The organism is Nitrospirota bacterium (assembly GCA_040754395.1).
Taxonomy (GTDB): Bacteria; Nitrospirota; Thermodesulfovibrionia; order Thermodesulfovibrionales; family SM23-35; genus JBFMCL01.
The window spans coordinates 24,479-41,951 of record JBFMCL010000012.1; the positions used below are offsets into that span (position 1 = coordinate 24,479).

General features: G+C 48.5%; 14 protein-coding genes. All 14 read left to right on the forward strand.

All coding sequences use genetic code 11. The features are described from left to right. Window positions 1-4 precede the first annotated feature (4 nt). The 14 genes from AB1552_07680 (at window position 5) to AB1552_07745 (ending at window position 17,431) form a co-directional block, all read left to right on the forward strand. Window positions 5-850: an ABC transporter permease gene (locus tag AB1552_07680; protein MEW6053651.1), complete on the forward strand. Its 846-nt coding sequence runs from the start codon at window positions 5-7 to the stop codon at window positions 848-850. Continuing rightward, window positions 847-2,163, forward strand: a complete 1,317-nt coding sequence (locus tag AB1552_07685) for an ABC transporter ATP-binding protein (protein ID MEW6053652.1) — start codon at window positions 847-849, stop codon at window positions 2,161-2,163. The genes AB1552_07680 and AB1552_07685 overlap by 4 nt, the downstream gene beginning before the upstream one ends. A 97-nt stretch (window positions 2,164-2,260) precedes the next feature. Then, on the forward strand, window positions 2,261-2,896 hold the full coding sequence (locus AB1552_07690) for a DapH/DapD/GlmU-related protein (GenBank protein ID MEW6053653.1): 636 nt from the start codon (window positions 2,261-2,263) through the stop codon (window positions 2,894-2,896). 9 nt (window positions 2,897-2,905) lie between these two features. Continuing rightward, complete coding sequence (locus AB1552_07695) at window positions 2,906-3,988, forward strand: GNAT family N-acetyltransferase (GenBank protein MEW6053654.1); 1,083 nt, start codon at window positions 2,906-2,908, stop codon at window positions 3,986-3,988. 85 nt (window positions 3,989-4,073) lie between these two features. Next, on the forward strand, window positions 4,074-4,856 hold the full coding sequence (locus AB1552_07700; GenBank protein ID MEW6053655.1) for a hypothetical protein: 783 nt from the start codon (window positions 4,074-4,076) through the stop codon (window positions 4,854-4,856). A gap of 108 nt (window positions 4,857-4,964) precedes the next feature. Continuing rightward, window positions 4,965-6,155, forward strand: coding sequence for a DegT/DnrJ/EryC1/StrS family aminotransferase (locus tag AB1552_07705; GenBank protein ID MEW6053656.1), 1,191 nt, complete (start codon window positions 4,965-4,967; stop codon window positions 6,153-6,155). Window positions 6,156-6,160: 5 nt separating this feature from the next. Further along, window positions 6,161-7,408, forward strand: a complete 1,248-nt coding sequence (locus AB1552_07710) for a glycosyltransferase (GenBank protein ID MEW6053657.1) — start codon at window positions 6,161-6,163, stop codon at window positions 7,406-7,408. A gap of 118 nt (window positions 7,409-7,526) precedes the next feature. Next, window positions 7,527-10,874, forward strand: a complete 3,348-nt coding sequence (locus AB1552_07715) for a LamG-like jellyroll fold domain-containing protein (protein ID MEW6053658.1) — start codon at window positions 7,527-7,529, stop codon at window positions 10,872-10,874. Window positions 10,875-11,103: 229 nt separating this feature from the next. Continuing rightward, complete coding sequence (locus AB1552_07720) at window positions 11,104-12,540, forward strand: DUF6298 domain-containing protein (GenBank protein ID MEW6053659.1); 1,437 nt, start codon at window positions 11,104-11,106, stop codon at window positions 12,538-12,540. Further along, entirely contained in the window at window positions 12,537-13,265 is a 729-nt protein-coding gene (locus AB1552_07725; protein ID MEW6053660.1) for an acyltransferase, read from the forward strand. Before AB1552_07720 ends, AB1552_07725 begins: the two co-directional genes overlap by 4 nt. Then, on the forward strand, window positions 13,262-14,212 hold the full coding sequence (locus AB1552_07730) for a glycosyltransferase family 2 protein (protein ID MEW6053661.1): 951 nt from the start codon (window positions 13,262-13,264) through the stop codon (window positions 14,210-14,212). Before AB1552_07725 ends, AB1552_07730 begins: the two co-directional genes overlap by 4 nt. 102 nt (window positions 14,213-14,314) lie before the next feature. Continuing rightward, window positions 14,315-15,259: a glycosyltransferase gene (locus tag AB1552_07735; GenBank protein MEW6053662.1), complete on the forward strand. Its 945-nt coding sequence runs from the start codon at window positions 14,315-14,317 to the stop codon at window positions 15,257-15,259. A gap of 88 nt (window positions 15,260-15,347) precedes the next feature. Continuing rightward, window positions 15,348-16,256: a glycosyltransferase family A protein gene (locus tag AB1552_07740; GenBank protein ID MEW6053663.1), complete on the forward strand. Its 909-nt coding sequence runs from the start codon at window positions 15,348-15,350 to the stop codon at window positions 16,254-16,256. Between the two features lie 8 nt (window positions 16,257-16,264). Continuing rightward, entirely contained in the window at window positions 16,265-17,431 is a 1,167-nt protein-coding gene (locus tag AB1552_07745) for a glycoside hydrolase family 99-like domain-containing protein (protein MEW6053664.1), read from the forward strand. The last annotated feature ends 42 nt before the right edge of the window (window positions 17,432-17,473 follow it).

A 17,473-nucleotide genomic window follows, 5' to 3' on the forward strand; every position in this document is an offset into this window, starting at 1 on the left:
TCTGATGAAAAAAAATTATAGTGTGTCAGAATCACCGGTAATACTCCTCAGGCCTTCACCCGGCTGGGTTGCACTGAAACTGAACGAGCTGTGGGATTACAAAGAACTGCTGTACTTCCTTATCTGGCGGGATGTAAAGGTGCGTTATAAACAGACGGTGCTTGGAGCTGGTTGGGCAATCATACAACCTTTTTTTACCATGGTAGTATTCAGCCTTTTCTTCGGCAAATTGGCGAAAATGCCGTCCGATGGGATCCCTTATCCCATATTCAGCTATGCTGCCCTCGTACCCTGGACTTTCTTCACTAATGGTCTGAACAAAGCTTCCAACAGTCTCGTCAGCAATGCGAACCTGATCAAGAAAGTCTATTTCCCGAGACTCTGTATCCCTATTGCATCCGTATTATCGGGTGTCTTTGATTTCCTCCTTTCGTTCACGGTGCTGATTGCGATGATGTTCTACTATAATCTTACGCCCACCATAAATATCGTCTGGTTGCCCTGTCTGCTTCTGCTGGCACTATGCGCTTCCCTGAGTGTCTCTCTCTGGCTGTCGGCGATGAATGTCCAGTTCAGGGACGTGCGCTATATCGTACCGTTCATTATCCAGTTCTGGATGTTCGCAACCCCGATAGTCTACCCCAGCAGTCTTCTGCCTGAGCCCTGGCGGACTGTTTACGGCATTAATCCGATGGTCGGAGTGGTCGAAGGCTTCAGATGGGCCCTGCTGGGAACAACTACCGCGCCGGGTTCCATAATTATTGTGTCATCGTTGGTAACCTTCCTGCTTCTCGTCAGCGGCGCATTCTATTTTCGCCGTATGGAAAAATCTTTTGCGGATGTCGCATGAATACCTCAAACAAAGATATCACTATCCGTCTGGACCGGATCAGTAAGCAATTCCGGATCGGGAAGCAACAGTCCGGGTACAGGACTCTCCGGGATACCATTGCAGACTCCCTGTTAGCACCATTCCGCCGTGCAGTAAGACTCATGCGGGGACAGGCATCAGCAGCCTCTGAATTAAATGAGACCATCTGGGCCTTGAAGGATATATCAATGGAAATCAGCAAGGGTGAAGTCGTCGGACTGATCGGACGGAACGGAGCAGGCAAGAGCACCCTGCTGAAAATCCTTTCCCGCATCACGGAGCCTACTGAGGGATCCGCGGAGATCCGTGGAAGAGTCGGTTCACTCCTTGAGGTGGGAACAGGTTTTCATCCCGAACTGACGGGGCGGGAGAATGTCTATCTGAACGGGACAATACTCGGTATGAAGCGGACTGAAATCGCAGACAAGTTTGATGAAATAGTCGGTTTTGCGGAAATCGAAAAATTCATTGACACCCCGGTGAAGCATTATTCGAGCGGGATGTACCTGCGGCTTGCCTTTGCGGTAGCAGCCCACCTCGAAACAGAAATCGTCTTTGTGGACGAAGTCCTTGCAGTGGGTGATGCACGTTTCCAGAAAAGGTGCATCAGCAAGATGGAAGATATTGGCAGGGAGGGAAGGACAGTCCTCTTCGTCTCTCACAATATGCCCGCCGTCACCCGTCTCTGCAAGCGCACTATACTCCTTGAAGAAGGCCGTATAATCCAGGATGGCCCTACAAAGCAGGTCGTTTCCGGATACCTGCGGTCGCAATACGGATTGACCGGCGTCAGGGAGTGGAACGATCCTTCGACTACGCCTGGAAACGATATCGTCCGGATGCATGCGATCCGTGTTGTTGCAGAGGACGGTGTTGGGACCGATGCGATCGATATCAGGAAGAAAATCGGTCTTGAAATTGAATTCGAAGTTCTCAGGGAAGGATATCCCCTCATCCCGAACTTCGGGGTTTTAAACGAAGACGGGCAGATCGTCTTCGTCACAATAGATCAGGACACTGAATGGAGAAATATTCCGCGTCCCAAAGGGAAGTTCATAAGCACCGTCTGGATCCCCGGGAATCTGATGGCCGAGGGCACGTTTTTTGTCGGAGGGGGCATCGCAACCGAACAGCCGTTTACGGTCCATTGCGACCAGCCGTATGCGGTTGCGTTCCAGGTAATCGACACCCTTGAGGGAAATTCTGCCCGGGGCGACTATACAAGAAACCTTCCCGGAATCATCAGACCCCTCCTTCCGTGGAGCACGAAATTCAGTCCCAATGGGAAATAGCCATCCATAATCAGACATCTCAGATGACGGGAAGTACGATTTGACAATAAACCCTCACAAGATATCTGTACTCCTTACGTTAAGAAATATGTTGATCATGTTTCTCACTTTTTTGCCGGGGAATACCGGGGCAAAATGGAGGGCATGGTATTACCGGAAGAAGTTTAGGAAATGCGGAAAAAATCTGAGGATCGGGAAAGGTGTCATTATAGAGGGTGCAGAGCATGTTACCGTAGGAGATAATGTACATATTGACCGGTATTGTATCATAGAAGCAGGAAAATTGAAGCTCACAACATGCAAGAAAATCATCTCTCAGAATGATAGTGACATCCCGGCAGGGGAATTAATCCTTGGAAACAATATTCACATCGTCTCCTTCAGCATGCTGATTGCTGAGGGAGGTATTATGATTTCGGACAACTGCACTCTGAGTGCGGGGTCGAAAATCTATTCGATCACCAATCTCGCTTATGATCCGGATAACAGGACGAAAAGGATTTCGATTATGCCATATGAGCAGGCGCCTTTTCTTATAGCCCCGGTCGTTCTCGAGCAGAACGTATGGATAGGCTTGCATGGCATCGTAATGCCCGGGGTCAGGCTCGGAAGAGACTCCTTTGTAGTAAGCAACTCGCTCGTAATGCACTCGTTTCCCGAGAATTCCTATATTGCCGGACAGCCTGCGAAAAGGATACGTGAAAGATTTCTCACCGAACATGCACAGGCCTGATGCTCTCATATGAAGATACATATTATCAGTGATGATATCCAACGCTTCGAAGACCTTAGAGAAAACTGGCACGCCGTGTATTCAGCCGACCCAAATACCACCGTCTTTCTGTCCTGGGCCTGGCTGCGTGGCTGGATAGCAGCAACCCCTTATAAATGGATAGTATTGGCAGCTCAGACGATGCCCGGATCGCCTTATGTGGCTTTTATGATCGTCGGAATGCACCATGCAGAAATAAATGGCAGACCACAGGTGATTCTTTACATGGGTGGCAATCCGTTTTCATATCATACAGGGTTTATCTGTTTACCTGAGCATGCTGAAAAAGCGTTACCTGCCTTAGCCACATTTATCAAGAATACTTTGAACTGGCATATTTTTCATTTGAAGGAAGTCACTGATCCCCGATTAGATTTTTTTCTGAAATGCTTTGGCCGGATGAAGTTTCAGATCAGGGAATACGACAAAACCCCATGGGTATACATTCCGCTGCCTGAAACAGTCGAACACTACGTGGAAAAAATGCTCGGGTCAAAGACCCGTCAGGAGTTAAAGCGCAGGACCCGGTTGATCGAAAACCTGAAAGAATTTCACATCTCCCATCTTGACGGTGACAGTATCCATTCAGGCATTGAGACACTGCTGGGACTTTGGCAGGCACAGTGGGGAGAGCAATCCGAGGAAACTTTAAATATGTTTCGTTCCCTATTCATGTATTGCTTCAAAAATGATCTGCTGGTGTCAAGAATATTATGGGATGGTAACGTTCCAATCGCGGGAAGCATAAGCTTTATCGACAGACAAAAAAAATACAAGGTTGCCTCATTGAATGTTTTCAATGGCTCGTATCACAAATTTTCTCCGGGTTCTGTAATGTGTTTGCTGAGTATCAGATATGCAATCGAACAAGGCTTACGGGTATTCGATCTTGGTGTGCACAATAAGACATACAAATACTCCTTTGGCGGACATGAAGGGTTGAACAGGAACGTTATGATCAGCAATATCGGATACATGAAAAATCTCCGGAGACAGTTGAAAATAAGAACGAGGATAAGAAACCTGCTGGGCGTCTTAAAGGATAAGGGATGAGCACATCTTCCGGTGTGTTGCCCGAACCCCGCAGGCAAATAATGATTAGATAGTCCCCATATTGGCTTACAGACTCATGAATGATATGTTGATTCAATCAGTTCTGATATGCGCACATCCTGACGACGAAGTGCTTTGGTTCAGCTCTGTGCTGGAGAAAGTAGACAAGGTAATCATCTGTTTCATGGGTGTAAGATCAGATCCGGATTGCCGTATCGAACGGCAATCAGCGCTCAACGAGTATCCCCTGAGAAATGTTCATTGCCTCGGACTCGACGAGTCAGAAACCTTTTACGGAGTCGACTGGGATAATCCTGTAACAACCGAGTACGGTCTCGAAATAGCCGATAAAAAATATCCTGACCGTCTGTACAGAGAAAATTACTTGAGTCTCATAAAAATGCTGACACCGGAACTGGAAGGATATCAGAACGTGTTTACTCATAATCCCTGGGGAGAGTACGGGAGTGATGAGCATGTGCAGATACACAGGGCCGTTACCGATATACAGAAGTCAGGGCATTATACCATGTGGTTCCCCAACTATGTCAGTAACAAATCATGCGGACTGATGGCGAGTCAGATGGACGCCATAAATTTGTCATACATCACACTGCAGACGAATAAAGAACTGGCTGCCCGGATACAGCGTCTTTACCAGAAGCACAAATGCTGGACCTGGTACGATGACTGGCAGTGGTTTAAAGAGGAAACTTTTCTCTCAAAGCCGGCTGCTGCGGAAAATGCCATGGGTTCCGGCCGGACCGTTCCCATGAACTTTATAAGAGTTCCTGCTCCTGAAAAACAGGCCAGGCGGAAGCGATTTTCAGGCGCTTCTCTCGTAGAATTCCTGACGGGCAGAGGCTGAATATCCAGATGGTGTTCCTGTCCCGGCAAACCATCATCACAGTTCCTTAAGAACACATTTTTCAGAAAATAAAAAAATCCGGGCATTCCATTCAAGGAAGGGATAATAATGGCTAAATCGAAAAAAAATGCATTTACTGTTCCTCTTGCACGTCCTGACATTACCGGCAAGGAAATACGAACCGTCCTTGCGGTGCTCAGGACACCGTATCTGAGCTTCGGTCCCCGACTGGAGGAGTTTGAGAAGAAATTTGCAGCGTATACCGGTTCACGGTACGCCGTCGCAGTAAACAGCGGGACGGCGGGCCTGCATCTGGCAATCAAGAGCCTGGAGATTGACAGGAATGACGCAGTCATTACCACCCCTTTCAGTTTTATCGCGTCTGCGAACTGCATTTTATACGAAAACGCATTGCCGGTCTTCATCGATATCAACGAGGACACGTTCAACATTGATTCAGACCTGATTCAGCAGTTTCTGAAAAAGGAATGCAGACGTGACAGGAAATCGGGCAGGCCCGTGCACAGAAAATCAGGAAGAACGGTGAAGGCGGTACTTCCCGTACATGTCTTCGGCAATCCCTGTGAGATGCATCAGATCATGGAACTTGCACGGGAATACAAGCTCTCAGTCATCGAGGATGCCTGTGAGGCAGTCGGTGCGGAGTATCATGGCAAAAGGACAGGAAGCATAGGCGACGTCGGGGTGTTTGCATTCTATCCGAACAAGCAGATTACCACCGGGGAAGGCGGCATTATCACGACAAATAATGAAAATGTGGCGAATCTCTGCAAAAGCCTCAGGAATCAGGGCAGAGACCACTACGGTGGCTGGCTCGCCCACAGGCGCTTGGGATATAATTACAGAATCAGTGACATCAATTGCGCACTTGGAATTTCACAGCTGGAGAGAATAGAAGAGATACTTCAAAAACGCGAAAAAATTGCTTTCATGTATAATGCCTTGCTCAACGGGTTCGTAAAAACTCCCGAAACGCAGAACCGCTCAAAAAGAAGCTGGTTTGTATATGTAATATGCCTTCCCGATGAGTACGAAAAGGAGACAAGAGACGATATTCTTGCAAAGCTGACTGATAGGGGGATAGGATGCAGCAACTATTTCCCTCCTATCCATCTCCAGCCGTTTTATCGGGAAACTTTCGGCTACACAGAAGGCGACTACTGTATTACAGAACGGATATCGGCAAGGACAATAGCTCTGCCTTTTCATAATAATCTGAAGAAGTCCCAGATTGCCTATGTAACGGATAATCTGAAGGATATTCTGAATATAACCTGATAACGATGAAAAAAATTATTAAGAAGGCATTCAGAAGTCTTGGCATAGAGGTGTCCCGATACAGACCGCATCTGCCGAGCAGATTTGACCCCCTCAAGTTTAGTGATGCATGCGTAAGCCTTAAGACTGGAAAAGAGTTCAGAGGGAATATGCTTCTTTCCTTTATTATCGAACCCTTCATGACCGAAGAAGGTGGTCATGTTTCGCAGGCCCATACCAATCCCGTTGATTCGGTACAGATAGCCCAGATATTCCTGGATCTTGGATATGACGTGGACGTCATCCATTACAGGAATACCACATTTATTCCCCAAAAAAACTATGCGTTCTTCGTCGGTGCGAGGACAAACTTCCAGAGAATCGCCACATTACTGAACAGGGGTTGTATCAAGATTGTGCATCTGGACACCGCACACTGGGTATTCAATAATTATGCTACATTCCGAAGGTCCCTTGAGGTACAGCAACGCAAGGGGATATCCATACCGGATAGCAACAGAATTATCGAACAGAATTTGGCAATTGAATACGCAGATTATGGCACGATCGTCGGCAATCACTTTACTGCCGGCACTTATGCATATGCAAAAAAACCGATATTTGTGATTCCGCATTCAACCTGCGCGGTGTATCCGTGGCCGGAAGAAAAGAGTTTTGAACTCTGCAAAAAAAATTATGTCTGGTTTGGAAGTCACGGATTTGTTCACAAGGGACTCGATCTTGCACTGGATGCTTTTGCCGGAATGCCGGACTTCCATTTATATGTCTGCGGCCCGCTGGACAGTGAGCCAGCTTTCACCTCTGCATACCAGAAAGAACTCTTCCAGATGCCCAATATTCATTCGATCGGATGGGTTGATATACGCAGCCCTCAGTTCATCGATATCATGAACCGATGTGTTGGAACCGTCTACCCTTCCTGTGCGGAATGCGGGGCGGGCAACGTACTGACATGCATGCAGACAGGGATAATCCCTGTTCTCAGCATTGAATCCGGATCTGATATCGATCTGGCATTCGGGAGAACCCTTCAGACTTCCTCTGTTGAGGAAATACAGCAGACTGTGCGTCATATTTCCGACCTTTCTCCCGATGAACTGCAGCGTATGGCCCGTGATGCCTGGACATTCGCAAGGACCAATCATACTGTTACACGGTTTGCTGAAGAGTATAAAAAAGTGATTTCGCATATTTCCCAGGCAACCACTTCGGGAAGAATTCCCGAATACGGTGATTTTGCGCGTCACAGATAATTTTTTTATTCACTGCCTTTCCTTTGCCAGTCAGTGAAGTTATGTACACACTGCAAATCAGATTTCTTTACGAAATTTTGATATTTATATCGCACCCATAACAGGAGGGGAAAAAAAGATGAGGAAGAGAAGAAAAACACTCTATTATCTGGTGTATTGCATGCTGCTGATGAATATTATCGCTGCAGGCACTGCATCAGCCGTGGCAGTATGTCCTTCTGAGATGCTTCACTACTGGAAGCTCGATGAAGGCAGTGCACCATATGACGACTTTTACGGCACCAACAATGCGACCTGTACTGTCTGTCCTTCTCCCGTAGCAGGGAGAGTCAACGGCGCCCAGCAGTTCACCGCGACAACCAATGTGTCTGCAGTTGATGACGGCACCTTTGACTGGGACAACTCCCAGAGCTTTTCCGTGGAAGTATGGATGAAGACTGCCAGCTGCTCGGGAACCGACGTGCTGGTCGGCAGGGATGACAGCGCCACCCCGGTTCACTGGTGGGTGGGATGCACCAACGGTATCGCAGAGGCATATCTCATCGATTCCAACAACAACGGCTACGGCGTGGGGGGGACTACCCTCCTTACCGACAACAGCTGGCATCATCTCGTCTTTGTCAGGAATGCGGCTGCAAACACCATATCTCTTTATGTAGACGGGCAGCTCGAGGATTCGGTCAGCACCGCCTATACCGGAACCTTTAATTCCACCGCCGCTCTCAATTTCGGCTGGCTGAATCTTTCCACAGGATACCATTTCTCAGGCGCTCTCGACGAAATTGCGCTCTACAACAGAGCCCTCCCCCTTGCAGAAATCAGTCAGCATTACAAAGATGGTTCCATCGGGTTACGATGGGGCTATTGTGCCTGCTCCTCTCCGGTCAGAATAATGCAACTTGGCGACTCGATCACCTTTGGAGAACCACCGTATGACCCCATACTGGTCAAAGGGTTCAGGCAACCACTGTACCAGTCATTGACAGATGCCGGATATTCATTCGATTTTGTCGGAAGCATGCAAGATGGAGACATCAGCCTTTTTGACATCGACCACGAGGGACACGGCGGCTGGGCTGCAAAAAGAGAAAGGCCGCCTTACGGAGGCGGCATCGCACCCTATGTTCAGGGCATCCTCACTACAAATCCTGCTGATGTCGTGCTGCTTCATATCGGGACGAATGATGTGTCTGACGGGCTCGAAAATGCGAATGATGTTGCCGAGATACTCGACAATATCGATATTTTGAGCAATGATATAGTGGTAGTCCTTTCAAAAATCATCCGCCGCACAGACGACAAGGCCGTTAAAACAACACTCTTTAACAATGCTGTGGGAGCAATGGCGACGACCAGGATTGCCAGCGGCGACAGAATTGTCGTTGTGGATCACGAGAATGCGCTGAATTATTCCACTGACATGGCAAGTGTTCTTCATCCCAATCAGACCGGATACAACAAGATGGCCAATGTCTGGTTTAATGCCCTCAGGGCATTTCTCCCTGTCTGTGCAGAACCTGCTATGCCGCCGTGTCCTTCTGAGATGCTTCACTACTGGAAGCTCGATGAAGGCAGTGCACCATATGACGACTTTTACGGCACCAACAATGCGACCTGTACTGTCTGTCCTTCTCCCGTAGCAGGGAGAGTCAACGGCGCCCAGCAGTTCACCGCGACAACCAATGTGTCTGCAGTTGATGACGGCACCTTTGACTGGGACAACTCCCAGAGCTTTTCCGTGGAAGTATGGATGAAGACTGCCAGCTGCTCGGGAACCGACGTGCTGGTCGGCAGGGATGACAGCGCCACCCCGGTTCACTGGTGGGTGGGATGCACCAACGGTATCGCAGAGGCATATCTCATCGATTCCAACAACAACGGCTACGGCGTGGGGGGGACTACCCTCCTTACCGACAACAGCTGGCATCATCTCGTCTTTGTCAGGAATGCGGCTGCAAACACCATATCTCTTTATGTAGACGGGCAGCTCGAGGATTCGGTCAGCACCGCCTATACCGGAACCTTTAATTCCACCGCCGCTCTCAATTTCGGCTGGCTGAATCTTTCCACAGGATACCATTTCTCAGGCGCTCTCGACGAAATTGCGCTCTACAACAGAGCCCTCCCCCTTGCAGAAATCAGTCAGCATTACAGTAACGGACTGAACGGCTTTGGCTATTGCACGCCAACCTTCACCGTCACCGGTTCCGCACCCGGCGGACATGGCACTATCTCCTGCGTGCCTTCTACTGTCAACTCGGGCGCTTCCTCCACCTGCACCATGACCCCCGATGCAAACTATCACCTCTCGGCGCTCACTGACAACGGGACTAATGTCCTCGGTTCGGTCGTCAATAACCAGTACACCATCTTCAACATCACCGCAAACCATACCGTCGTTGCCACCTTCGCCATTAACACCTACACCCTTACCGTAGCAAAATCAGGTAAAGGGAACGGTACGGTAACCAGCATTCCTTCAGGAATCAACTGCGGTGGTGATTGTTCTGAAGCATTTAATACCGGGACTTCCGTTACCCTTATTGCCACAGCATCCTCTGATTCAAACTTCACCGGATGGAACGGCGGGGGCTGTACGGGCACGGGAAACTGCACGGTGATCATGAATAGTGCAGTTACTGTTACCGCCTCGTTTGATGGCAAGTATTTCATATCGGGAACTGTCCGGACGCCGAGCGGCTCAACTCCGGGAAGTCCTATCCGCGGCGTAACAATCACCCTTGGGGGAGATGCCGGCGGCACTGCCATAACCGATAAAAACGGGTATTATCAGTTCGCGGGATTGCCGAACGGTAATTACACACTCACCCCCAGTATGCTCAATTATTCATTTACCCCCGCGACCAGAGCTGTCGCATTATCCGAGAGGAATATGTACTCGCAGAATTTCACGGGAACATATTCTGTGAGTGGCACCCATTCACTGTCCGGCAAAATTCTCACGGCCCAGGGCAGTCCATTATCCGGGGTAACCGTAGCGCTGAACGGAAGCGCAACAGGCACCACACAGACAGACATCCTCGGCAATTACACATTTTCAGGACTGTCGAACGGGAACTATACCGTCACGCCCGGGATGGCCGGCTATACTTTTGCGCCTGAATTCAGAACAGTCACCATCAGCGGGTTCAGTATGTCGGGAATGAACTTTACCGGAACCTTGACAGGCGGAGGGATATACTCAATATCAGGCACTGTGCGTTTGCCAAGCGGCGCGTTTCCGGGCAAACCAGTACCGGGCGTCGTGGTATCATTAACAGGAGATTCTACCGGGACCACCACCACGGATAATTACGGAAATTATACCTTCAGGTCGCTGCCGAATGGTAATTTCACTATCGCTCCGTCAAAAACAGGGTATACATTTACCCCGACTGAAAGAAATGTCACGATAGACAAAAGAAACCTGTATATGCAGGACTTTACTGCGGTGCTGGAACAATAACATTTCACATGGGAAAAACAGGTCCGCCGGCTAAACTGTTCCCGCGGTCATGAATTCATTCGGTCCCGGGATCTGCCGCACACACTACCGAACCCGTCTCACAACCGGTTTTGCGTATTTAGTCTCATTGCCGCAAGCCCAAGCGCCTGCGCGACGGACAATCCGGAATGACATGCCAGCGGGCGTATCATTGTAACGAGACAGGTTCTTGTAAAGAAAGGAGATGACGATGAAGCAGAGACCATTACAGAGGATATCTATTCTCCTTTGTCTCATTTGTCTCGTATTGGGAGCCTGCAGTGGCAGCGGGGGTTCTTCGGGCAGTGCAGGTTCCCACACTACCGTTACTGTCTCGGGACCTCTGATGGTTGATTCGTTAAATCCACGGTATTTTGCAGACGGCAACGGAAAAACAGTGCTTCTTTCCGGATTTGAGTTCTGGGATGTGCTTCTTGCCGACGGCCAGCCTGCGCGCGAGGCCATATCATGGGAAACATTCCTCAAAGCTTCCCGGAAGCATAGCACCAATTTCATCAGATTATGGGTATGGAATGAATTGACCAGATTTCGTCATGCGCCAGATGCTCCATGGTACACAAGTAAGGAAATCTGGATGAGAACGGGCCCTGGACTTGCCCTGGACGAAAAACCGAAATTCGATCTGACAAAATTCAATCAGGCCTATTTCGACGAACTTCATGCCCGGGTCAGTCAGGCTGCGGAGAAAGGGTTTTATGTATCGGTCATGCTGTTCGAGGGATGGTCATTGCGATACATGGAGGCTCCATGGAACTGGAACGGTCATCCGTTCAATCCCCGGAACAATATCCAGAACCTGAACGGGGACGTGGACGGCGACAGTCTTGGAACGGAGGTACACACTCTCCAGGTACCTGAAATCACCCGTATCCAGGAACAGTATGTGAAAAAAGTCATTGATACGCTGAATGATCTCGACAATGTACTGTTCGAAATATGCAACGAAGACCATGAAGGTTCAACTGCCTGGCAATACCATATGATTGCGTATATCAGGGATTATGAAAAGAACCACAAACCGAAACAGCATCCCGTATGGATGTCCACCCAGTATGTCCGCTCCGACCCCGGCGTGCAGTTTAACACTGTTTTGCTCGACAGTCCGGCAGATTGCATTTCACCAAATCCCTATGGCGGCTATAAGGACGATCCGCCCGCATCTGACGGGCGAAAAATCATCATCTCTGACTCCGACCATCTCTGCGGATGCATTCTTGACCATACCTGGGTTTGGAAAAGCTTTACGAGGGGTCTGAACATTGTGAACTATATGGAACTGCCTGAATTACTGGACAACAATACAAAGCATGTCGCAGCCCGGAATGCTATGGGACATGTCCTTCAGTATGCCAACAGGATAGACCTGTCATCGATGATTCCGAGCACCGACCTGTCATCGACAAAATACTGTCTGGCAAATCCGGGGAAAGAATATATTGTCTACCAGCCTGAGGCAGGAAAAAATTTTACCCTGCTACTCCCGGCAGGCAGATATGAATTCGAATGGTTCAACCCGTCTACCGGTCGCACGGGAGCGAAGGGAGTTATCGAAACCGGGGGAGCAAGGGAATCTTTCAGTTCCCCATTTGGGGGTGATGCGGTTCTCTACATTTATATGAGCATATGATACTGAATAACGCACGCTCCAGGTTTGTCTCTGCATGGACACGCTTCTGGATGAAACGTTCCGGGCTTGGCAGGACTGGCAGGATGAGCACACGCCTTGCAGCTCTCTTTGTCCCTGCCTATAAGTCACGTTGCCCCCTCGCCCGCATCTCAGTTAAAGGGTATATTTCGCCTTCAGCGGTTATTAACCATGACAGGCTGGCGTTTGGCAGGCATGTCTTCATTGGTGACAGAGTTGTGATATACAAGGCTCACGAAGGAGGAGGGGTTGAAATCGGTATGGGCTCACATGTGCACAATGACACAATAATAGAGACAGGATCAGGCGGAAGCCTCGCAATAGGCGAAAACACCCATATCCAGCCACGCTGCCAGTTCTCAGCATATAAATCCCCGATATTCATCGGAAACGGGGTCCAGATTGCACCAAACTGCGCGTTCTATCCTTACAATCACCGTATGTCTCCATGTGAACCGATACACAGGCAACCCCTGACATCGAAAGGGGGTATTCATATTGGTGATGATGCATGGATAGGAGTCGGGGTAATTGTGCTTGACGGAGTACGCATTGGCAGAGGCGCGGTTATTGGGGCCGGTGCAGTAGTGACCCGGGACGTCCCTGACGAAGCGATTGCTGCCGGTGTGCCGGCGAAGGTGATCGGGATGAGAAGCAGCATCCCGTCTGAAGACGGAGGGAAAACCGGCAAAGAGGTGCTCCGGTGATCGGTGGTAGTCAGCCTCTGGTGAGCGTTCTTACCCCTGTGTACAATGGTGAAAAATACCTAATTGAGTGTATCGAGAGCGTGCTTGCCCAGACATATCAAAACTGGGAATATATCATCGTGAACAACTGCAGTACAGACCGTACGCCGGAGATCATTCACCAATATGCTGAAAAAGACCCGAGGATCATACTCCATACCAATGATACGCTGCATAAAGTAATCCAGAATCATAATATTGCATTTAGTCTTATTTCAGACAAAAGCAAATACTGTAAAGTTCTCCAGTCAGACGACTGGCTGTTCCCGGAATGCATTCAGAGGATGACTGAGGTGGCAGAGCAATATGCATCTGTAGGCATAGTGGGATCCTACCGGCTCGACGAGGACATCGTGAACTGTGACGGACTCAAATACCCGAGCACCGTCGTTCCCGGACGAGAGATATGCCGGGCAACCCTTCTCGGCGGTCCCTATGTGTTTGGCTCTCCGACGACAGTCATGTTCCGGTCCGATCTGATCCGTCAGAAAAAACCTTTCTACAATGAAAACAACCTGCATGCCGATACCGAGGCATGCTATGACATCCTGCGAGACAGTGACTTCGGCTATGTCCATCAGGTTCTCTCATTCACCCGGAGGCATAATGAGACGGAATCATCATATGCAAAGAGGATGAACACATACCTTTCCGGGAGTCTGATCATTCTTAAGAAATACGGGCCTGTATATTTAAGTGAACAGGAATATAACAGACGTGTGGAAAAACATCTGAATGAATATTATCTGTTCCTTGCGAGCAGCTTTCTGAAAAAAAGAGACAAATCCTTCTGGGAATACCACAAAAAAAGCCTGCAGGATCTCGGGGTTGGGCTCAGTTACACGAGACTGGCAGGAAAATCATTTCTGATCCTGTATAACCGGATACTGAGACAATTGCAAATATGATTTTGATAATTGTATTGATCACATTCAATAATGCTGTACAACTGCTACCGTATCCGAAAATATATTCGGATAGATCTCTTTGTATCACCTGTCATAGATGAAATGAACACCCGGAAAGATATTTCTGTACTGATAGCAACCTACAGGCGTCCCGACATCCTTTCATTTACTCTGGACAGTTTCAGATCTTTGCGAGTAGATGGCCTTCATTGGGAAATTCTGGTGATAGACAACGCCGGGGACGAAGACACCAGAAAGATTATTGATGGATATCAGGATATATTGCCAGTGAAGTATTTCGTCGAACCGAAAAGAGGAAAGAATAATGCGCTCAATCATGCGCTTCCCATCGCCCGAGGCAAAATCCTTGTGTTTACGGATGACGATATCATTGCTGACCCCGACTGGCTCATGGAAATATGGGAGGGAACACAACGCTGGCCTGAGCATGCAATTTTCGGGGGAAAGATACTGCCGAAATTTCCTGTACAAACCCATAACATCCCTACCGACTCCTCTCATTGGATGATACGCGGCGCATACGCAATTGCAGACTGGAACCTGGAAGAGGGGGTTTACCCTGCCGACAAGGTATGGGGGGCAAACATGGCTGTCCGTTCTGAGATATTTCACAACGGTGTGATATTCAATTCAGGAGTGGGACCGAGTGGTCCTGACTATGTCCCGGGAAGTGAAGTGGAACTTGTTGCGAGATTGGTCAAAGCCGGTTATCATCCCGTATATCTGCCGAAATCATTTGTGTATCACCAGATACGACCGGAGCAGCTTACTACCAGGTGGTTGTATCAGAGAGCGTTTAAGATAGGCCGCAGTGCGGTCTTTTTCAAAGGCGTCACAGAAGACGGTACGCTATTCGGCATTTCGAAATCCCTGTGGTACCAGATGGCAAAGGCATTTCTGGTCTATACCTATGTCTCCCTCACGAAAGATCACAGATCCAAGGTTTTATGCGGGTTGGACTACTGGTACAAACGAGGCATGGCATATCAGTATAAAATAAGTCTTTCTGCACAAATAGACGAGTAATGAAGCATTTCCGTTGTAAACAGTGCATAAGTTCCACGAAAAAATGCCTGATATATTGAACCGTACAGCCTGAAACAACGAAATATTTATGAAAACACAGAACTTTCCACTGGTAAGCATTATAATCCCAACCTATAACAACAGCTCCGTAGTCTGCCAGGCGATTGACTGCGCATTGAAACAAACATACGAAAACAGAGAAATTATTGTTATTGACGACGGGTCCACGGATCATACCGGAGCAATGCTTGAAGAGCGCTACAAAGGCAGAATCATATACATACGACAGGACAACAAAGGTCCGGGTAGCGCACGGAATAAGGGTATCAGCTACGCATCCGGCAAGTATCTGCAGTTCCTCGATGCCGATGATCTTCTGGCCCCTGACAAGATACGGATTCAGGTCAGCAGCCTGCACGGCATCCGGGATAAGGCTCTGAGCTACTGCGATTATGCCCGTTGTGACGTGAATGACATTACTGTAACATACAGACGAACAAGTCCCGTATTGCAGAATGAAAATCCGTTTGATGATATACTGACGAAATGGGAGAATGAAATAAGCATACCCTCACACTGCTTCATCTTCGACGCAGCTTTTTTTAAAGAATGCGGGATAGCGTTTGATGAAACATTGAGAGCGAATGAGGACTGGGAATGCTGGATGAACGTGTTTGCATTGAATCCGAGGGTAGTTTATATCGACAAGGTCCTTGCATATTACCGCGTTAGGAAGAATTCAAGGTGCTCAAACAGACTTGACATGAGAAAGAGCTATCTGATGGCAATTGACAAACAGATACAAAAGCATCGTCTGGACAAGGAGATAGTCAGAAAGCTCGCGCGCAGAAGGAAACAGGTGCAAAAATCTTTCCGTGATGTGGCTCCTTTAAAAATGTTCGTCAGGGACATGTTGCGCCGTTCAACATGGGGGACAAAACTACTCGACACAAGACGTAAGAGCCTTCACCGCAAAGTGAAAGGCATTTTCACATAGACTATCTGATGGAAGATTTTCGATCATTCACTGCACAGCCGAAAGTCAGGTTAATCGCCTTTTATCTGCCTCAATATTACCCTATTCCGGAAAATGACGAATGGTGGGGAAAAGGGTTTACCGAGTGGACAAATGTCGCAAAGGCTAAACCTCTCTTCAAAGGGCATTATCAGCCTAAGATTCCTGCAGATCTCGGCTTTTATGACCTCAGGGTGCCGGAGACAAGACAGGCACAGGCTGACCTTGCAAAGAGATACGGAATCGAATCCTTCTGCTACTGGCATTACTGGTTCGGAGGCAGACGGATTCTTGAGCGGCAGGTTAGTGAAATGATAGCAACCCGGCAGCCTGACTTTCCCTTCTGCCTCGGATGGGCGAACCAGTCATGGACCGGCATATGGCACGGTGCCCCTGACCGAATATTGATAGAACAAACATACCCCGGGATGAATGACCATATTGCGCATTTTTACTCTCTGATGCCTGCGTTTTTGGATGACAGATATATGAAACTCGACGGACAACCGCTATTCATTGTCTATCGTCCACTGGACATCCCCGAGTCAAGAAAATTCACCGATTTGTGGAGGGAGCTCGCTTCGAAAGAAGGTCTCAAGGGCCTATATTTTGTTGGTGAAGCGAGCAGGCATCAGACATGGTTTCCTCAGGAACACGGATTTGACGGTTCTTTCAGAATGACCATTGCGCCACCGGTCGAGTGGTTCTCCTGGAAACATCCTCTCAGACATCTGAGACTGTTGTGGCAAAGAAGGGTGCGCAATCTTCCTCTGGTATACCGTTATGAGGATGTACTGCCATTTCTTGATTGCGATAATCTCAACGGTGCGGGCATTTATCCGTGTATTCTTCCAAACTGGGACAATACCCCCAGAAGCGGCCGTAACGGTGTGGTCCTGCATGAATCGACGCCTGATTTATTCAGGGTTCATGTGCGCCGGCAATTGCAGAAAACACTGGAGAAAACAAGAGAACATAGGCTTGTGTTTATCAAATCCTGGAATGAATGGGCGGAAGGAAATTACCTGGAACCTGATATGAGATTCGGGCATGCATATCTGCAGGTTCTTGCCGACGAAGTTTTCCTCCTGGAACGTGATACAATTGCCGGGGATTCAAAGGCCAGTCCGCTGACAGTCGAGATGGCAAATAAATAGTTATCTCCCATTTCGAATTCGCTGATGACAACTTTCATAACG

Excerpts from the sequence above, each read along its gene's own strand:
- AB1552_07680 (MEW6053651.1), top strand. The coding sequence starts at position 5 with ATGAAAAAAAATTATAGTGTGTCAGAATCACCGGTAATACTCCTCAGG.
- AB1552_07685 (MEW6053652.1), top strand. The coding sequence starts at position 847 with ATGAATACCTCAAACAAAGATATCACTATCCGTCTGGACCGGATCAGT.
- AB1552_07690 (MEW6053653.1), top strand. The coding sequence starts at position 2,261 with ATGTTTCTCACTTTTTTGCCGGGGAATACCGGGGCAAAATGGAGGGCA.
- AB1552_07695 (MEW6053654.1), top strand. The coding sequence starts at position 2,906 with ATGAAGATACATATTATCAGTGATGATATCCAACGCTTCGAAGACCTT.
- AB1552_07700 (MEW6053655.1), top strand. The coding sequence starts at position 4,074 with ATGTTGATTCAATCAGTTCTGATATGCGCACATCCTGACGACGAAGTG.
- AB1552_07705 (MEW6053656.1), top strand. The coding sequence starts at position 4,965 with ATGGCTAAATCGAAAAAAAATGCATTTACTGTTCCTCTTGCACGTCCT.
- AB1552_07710 (MEW6053657.1), top strand. The coding sequence starts at position 6,161 with ATGAAAAAAATTATTAAGAAGGCATTCAGAAGTCTTGGCATAGAGGTG.
- AB1552_07715 (MEW6053658.1), top strand. The coding sequence starts at position 7,527 with ATGAGGAAGAGAAGAAAAACACTCTATTATCTGGTGTATTGCATGCTG.
- AB1552_07720 (MEW6053659.1), top strand. The coding sequence starts at position 11,104 with ATGAAGCAGAGACCATTACAGAGGATATCTATTCTCCTTTGTCTCATT.
- AB1552_07725 (MEW6053660.1), top strand. The coding sequence starts at position 12,537 with ATGATACTGAATAACGCACGCTCCAGGTTTGTCTCTGCATGGACACGC.
- AB1552_07735 (MEW6053662.1), top strand. The coding sequence starts at position 14,315 with ATGAACACCCGGAAAGATATTTCTGTACTGATAGCAACCTACAGGCGT.
- AB1552_07740 (MEW6053663.1), top strand. The coding sequence starts at position 15,348 with ATGAAAACACAGAACTTTCCACTGGTAAGCATTATAATCCCAACCTAT.
- AB1552_07745 (MEW6053664.1), top strand. The coding sequence starts at position 16,265 with ATGGAAGATTTTCGATCATTCACTGCACAGCCGAAAGTCAGGTTAATC.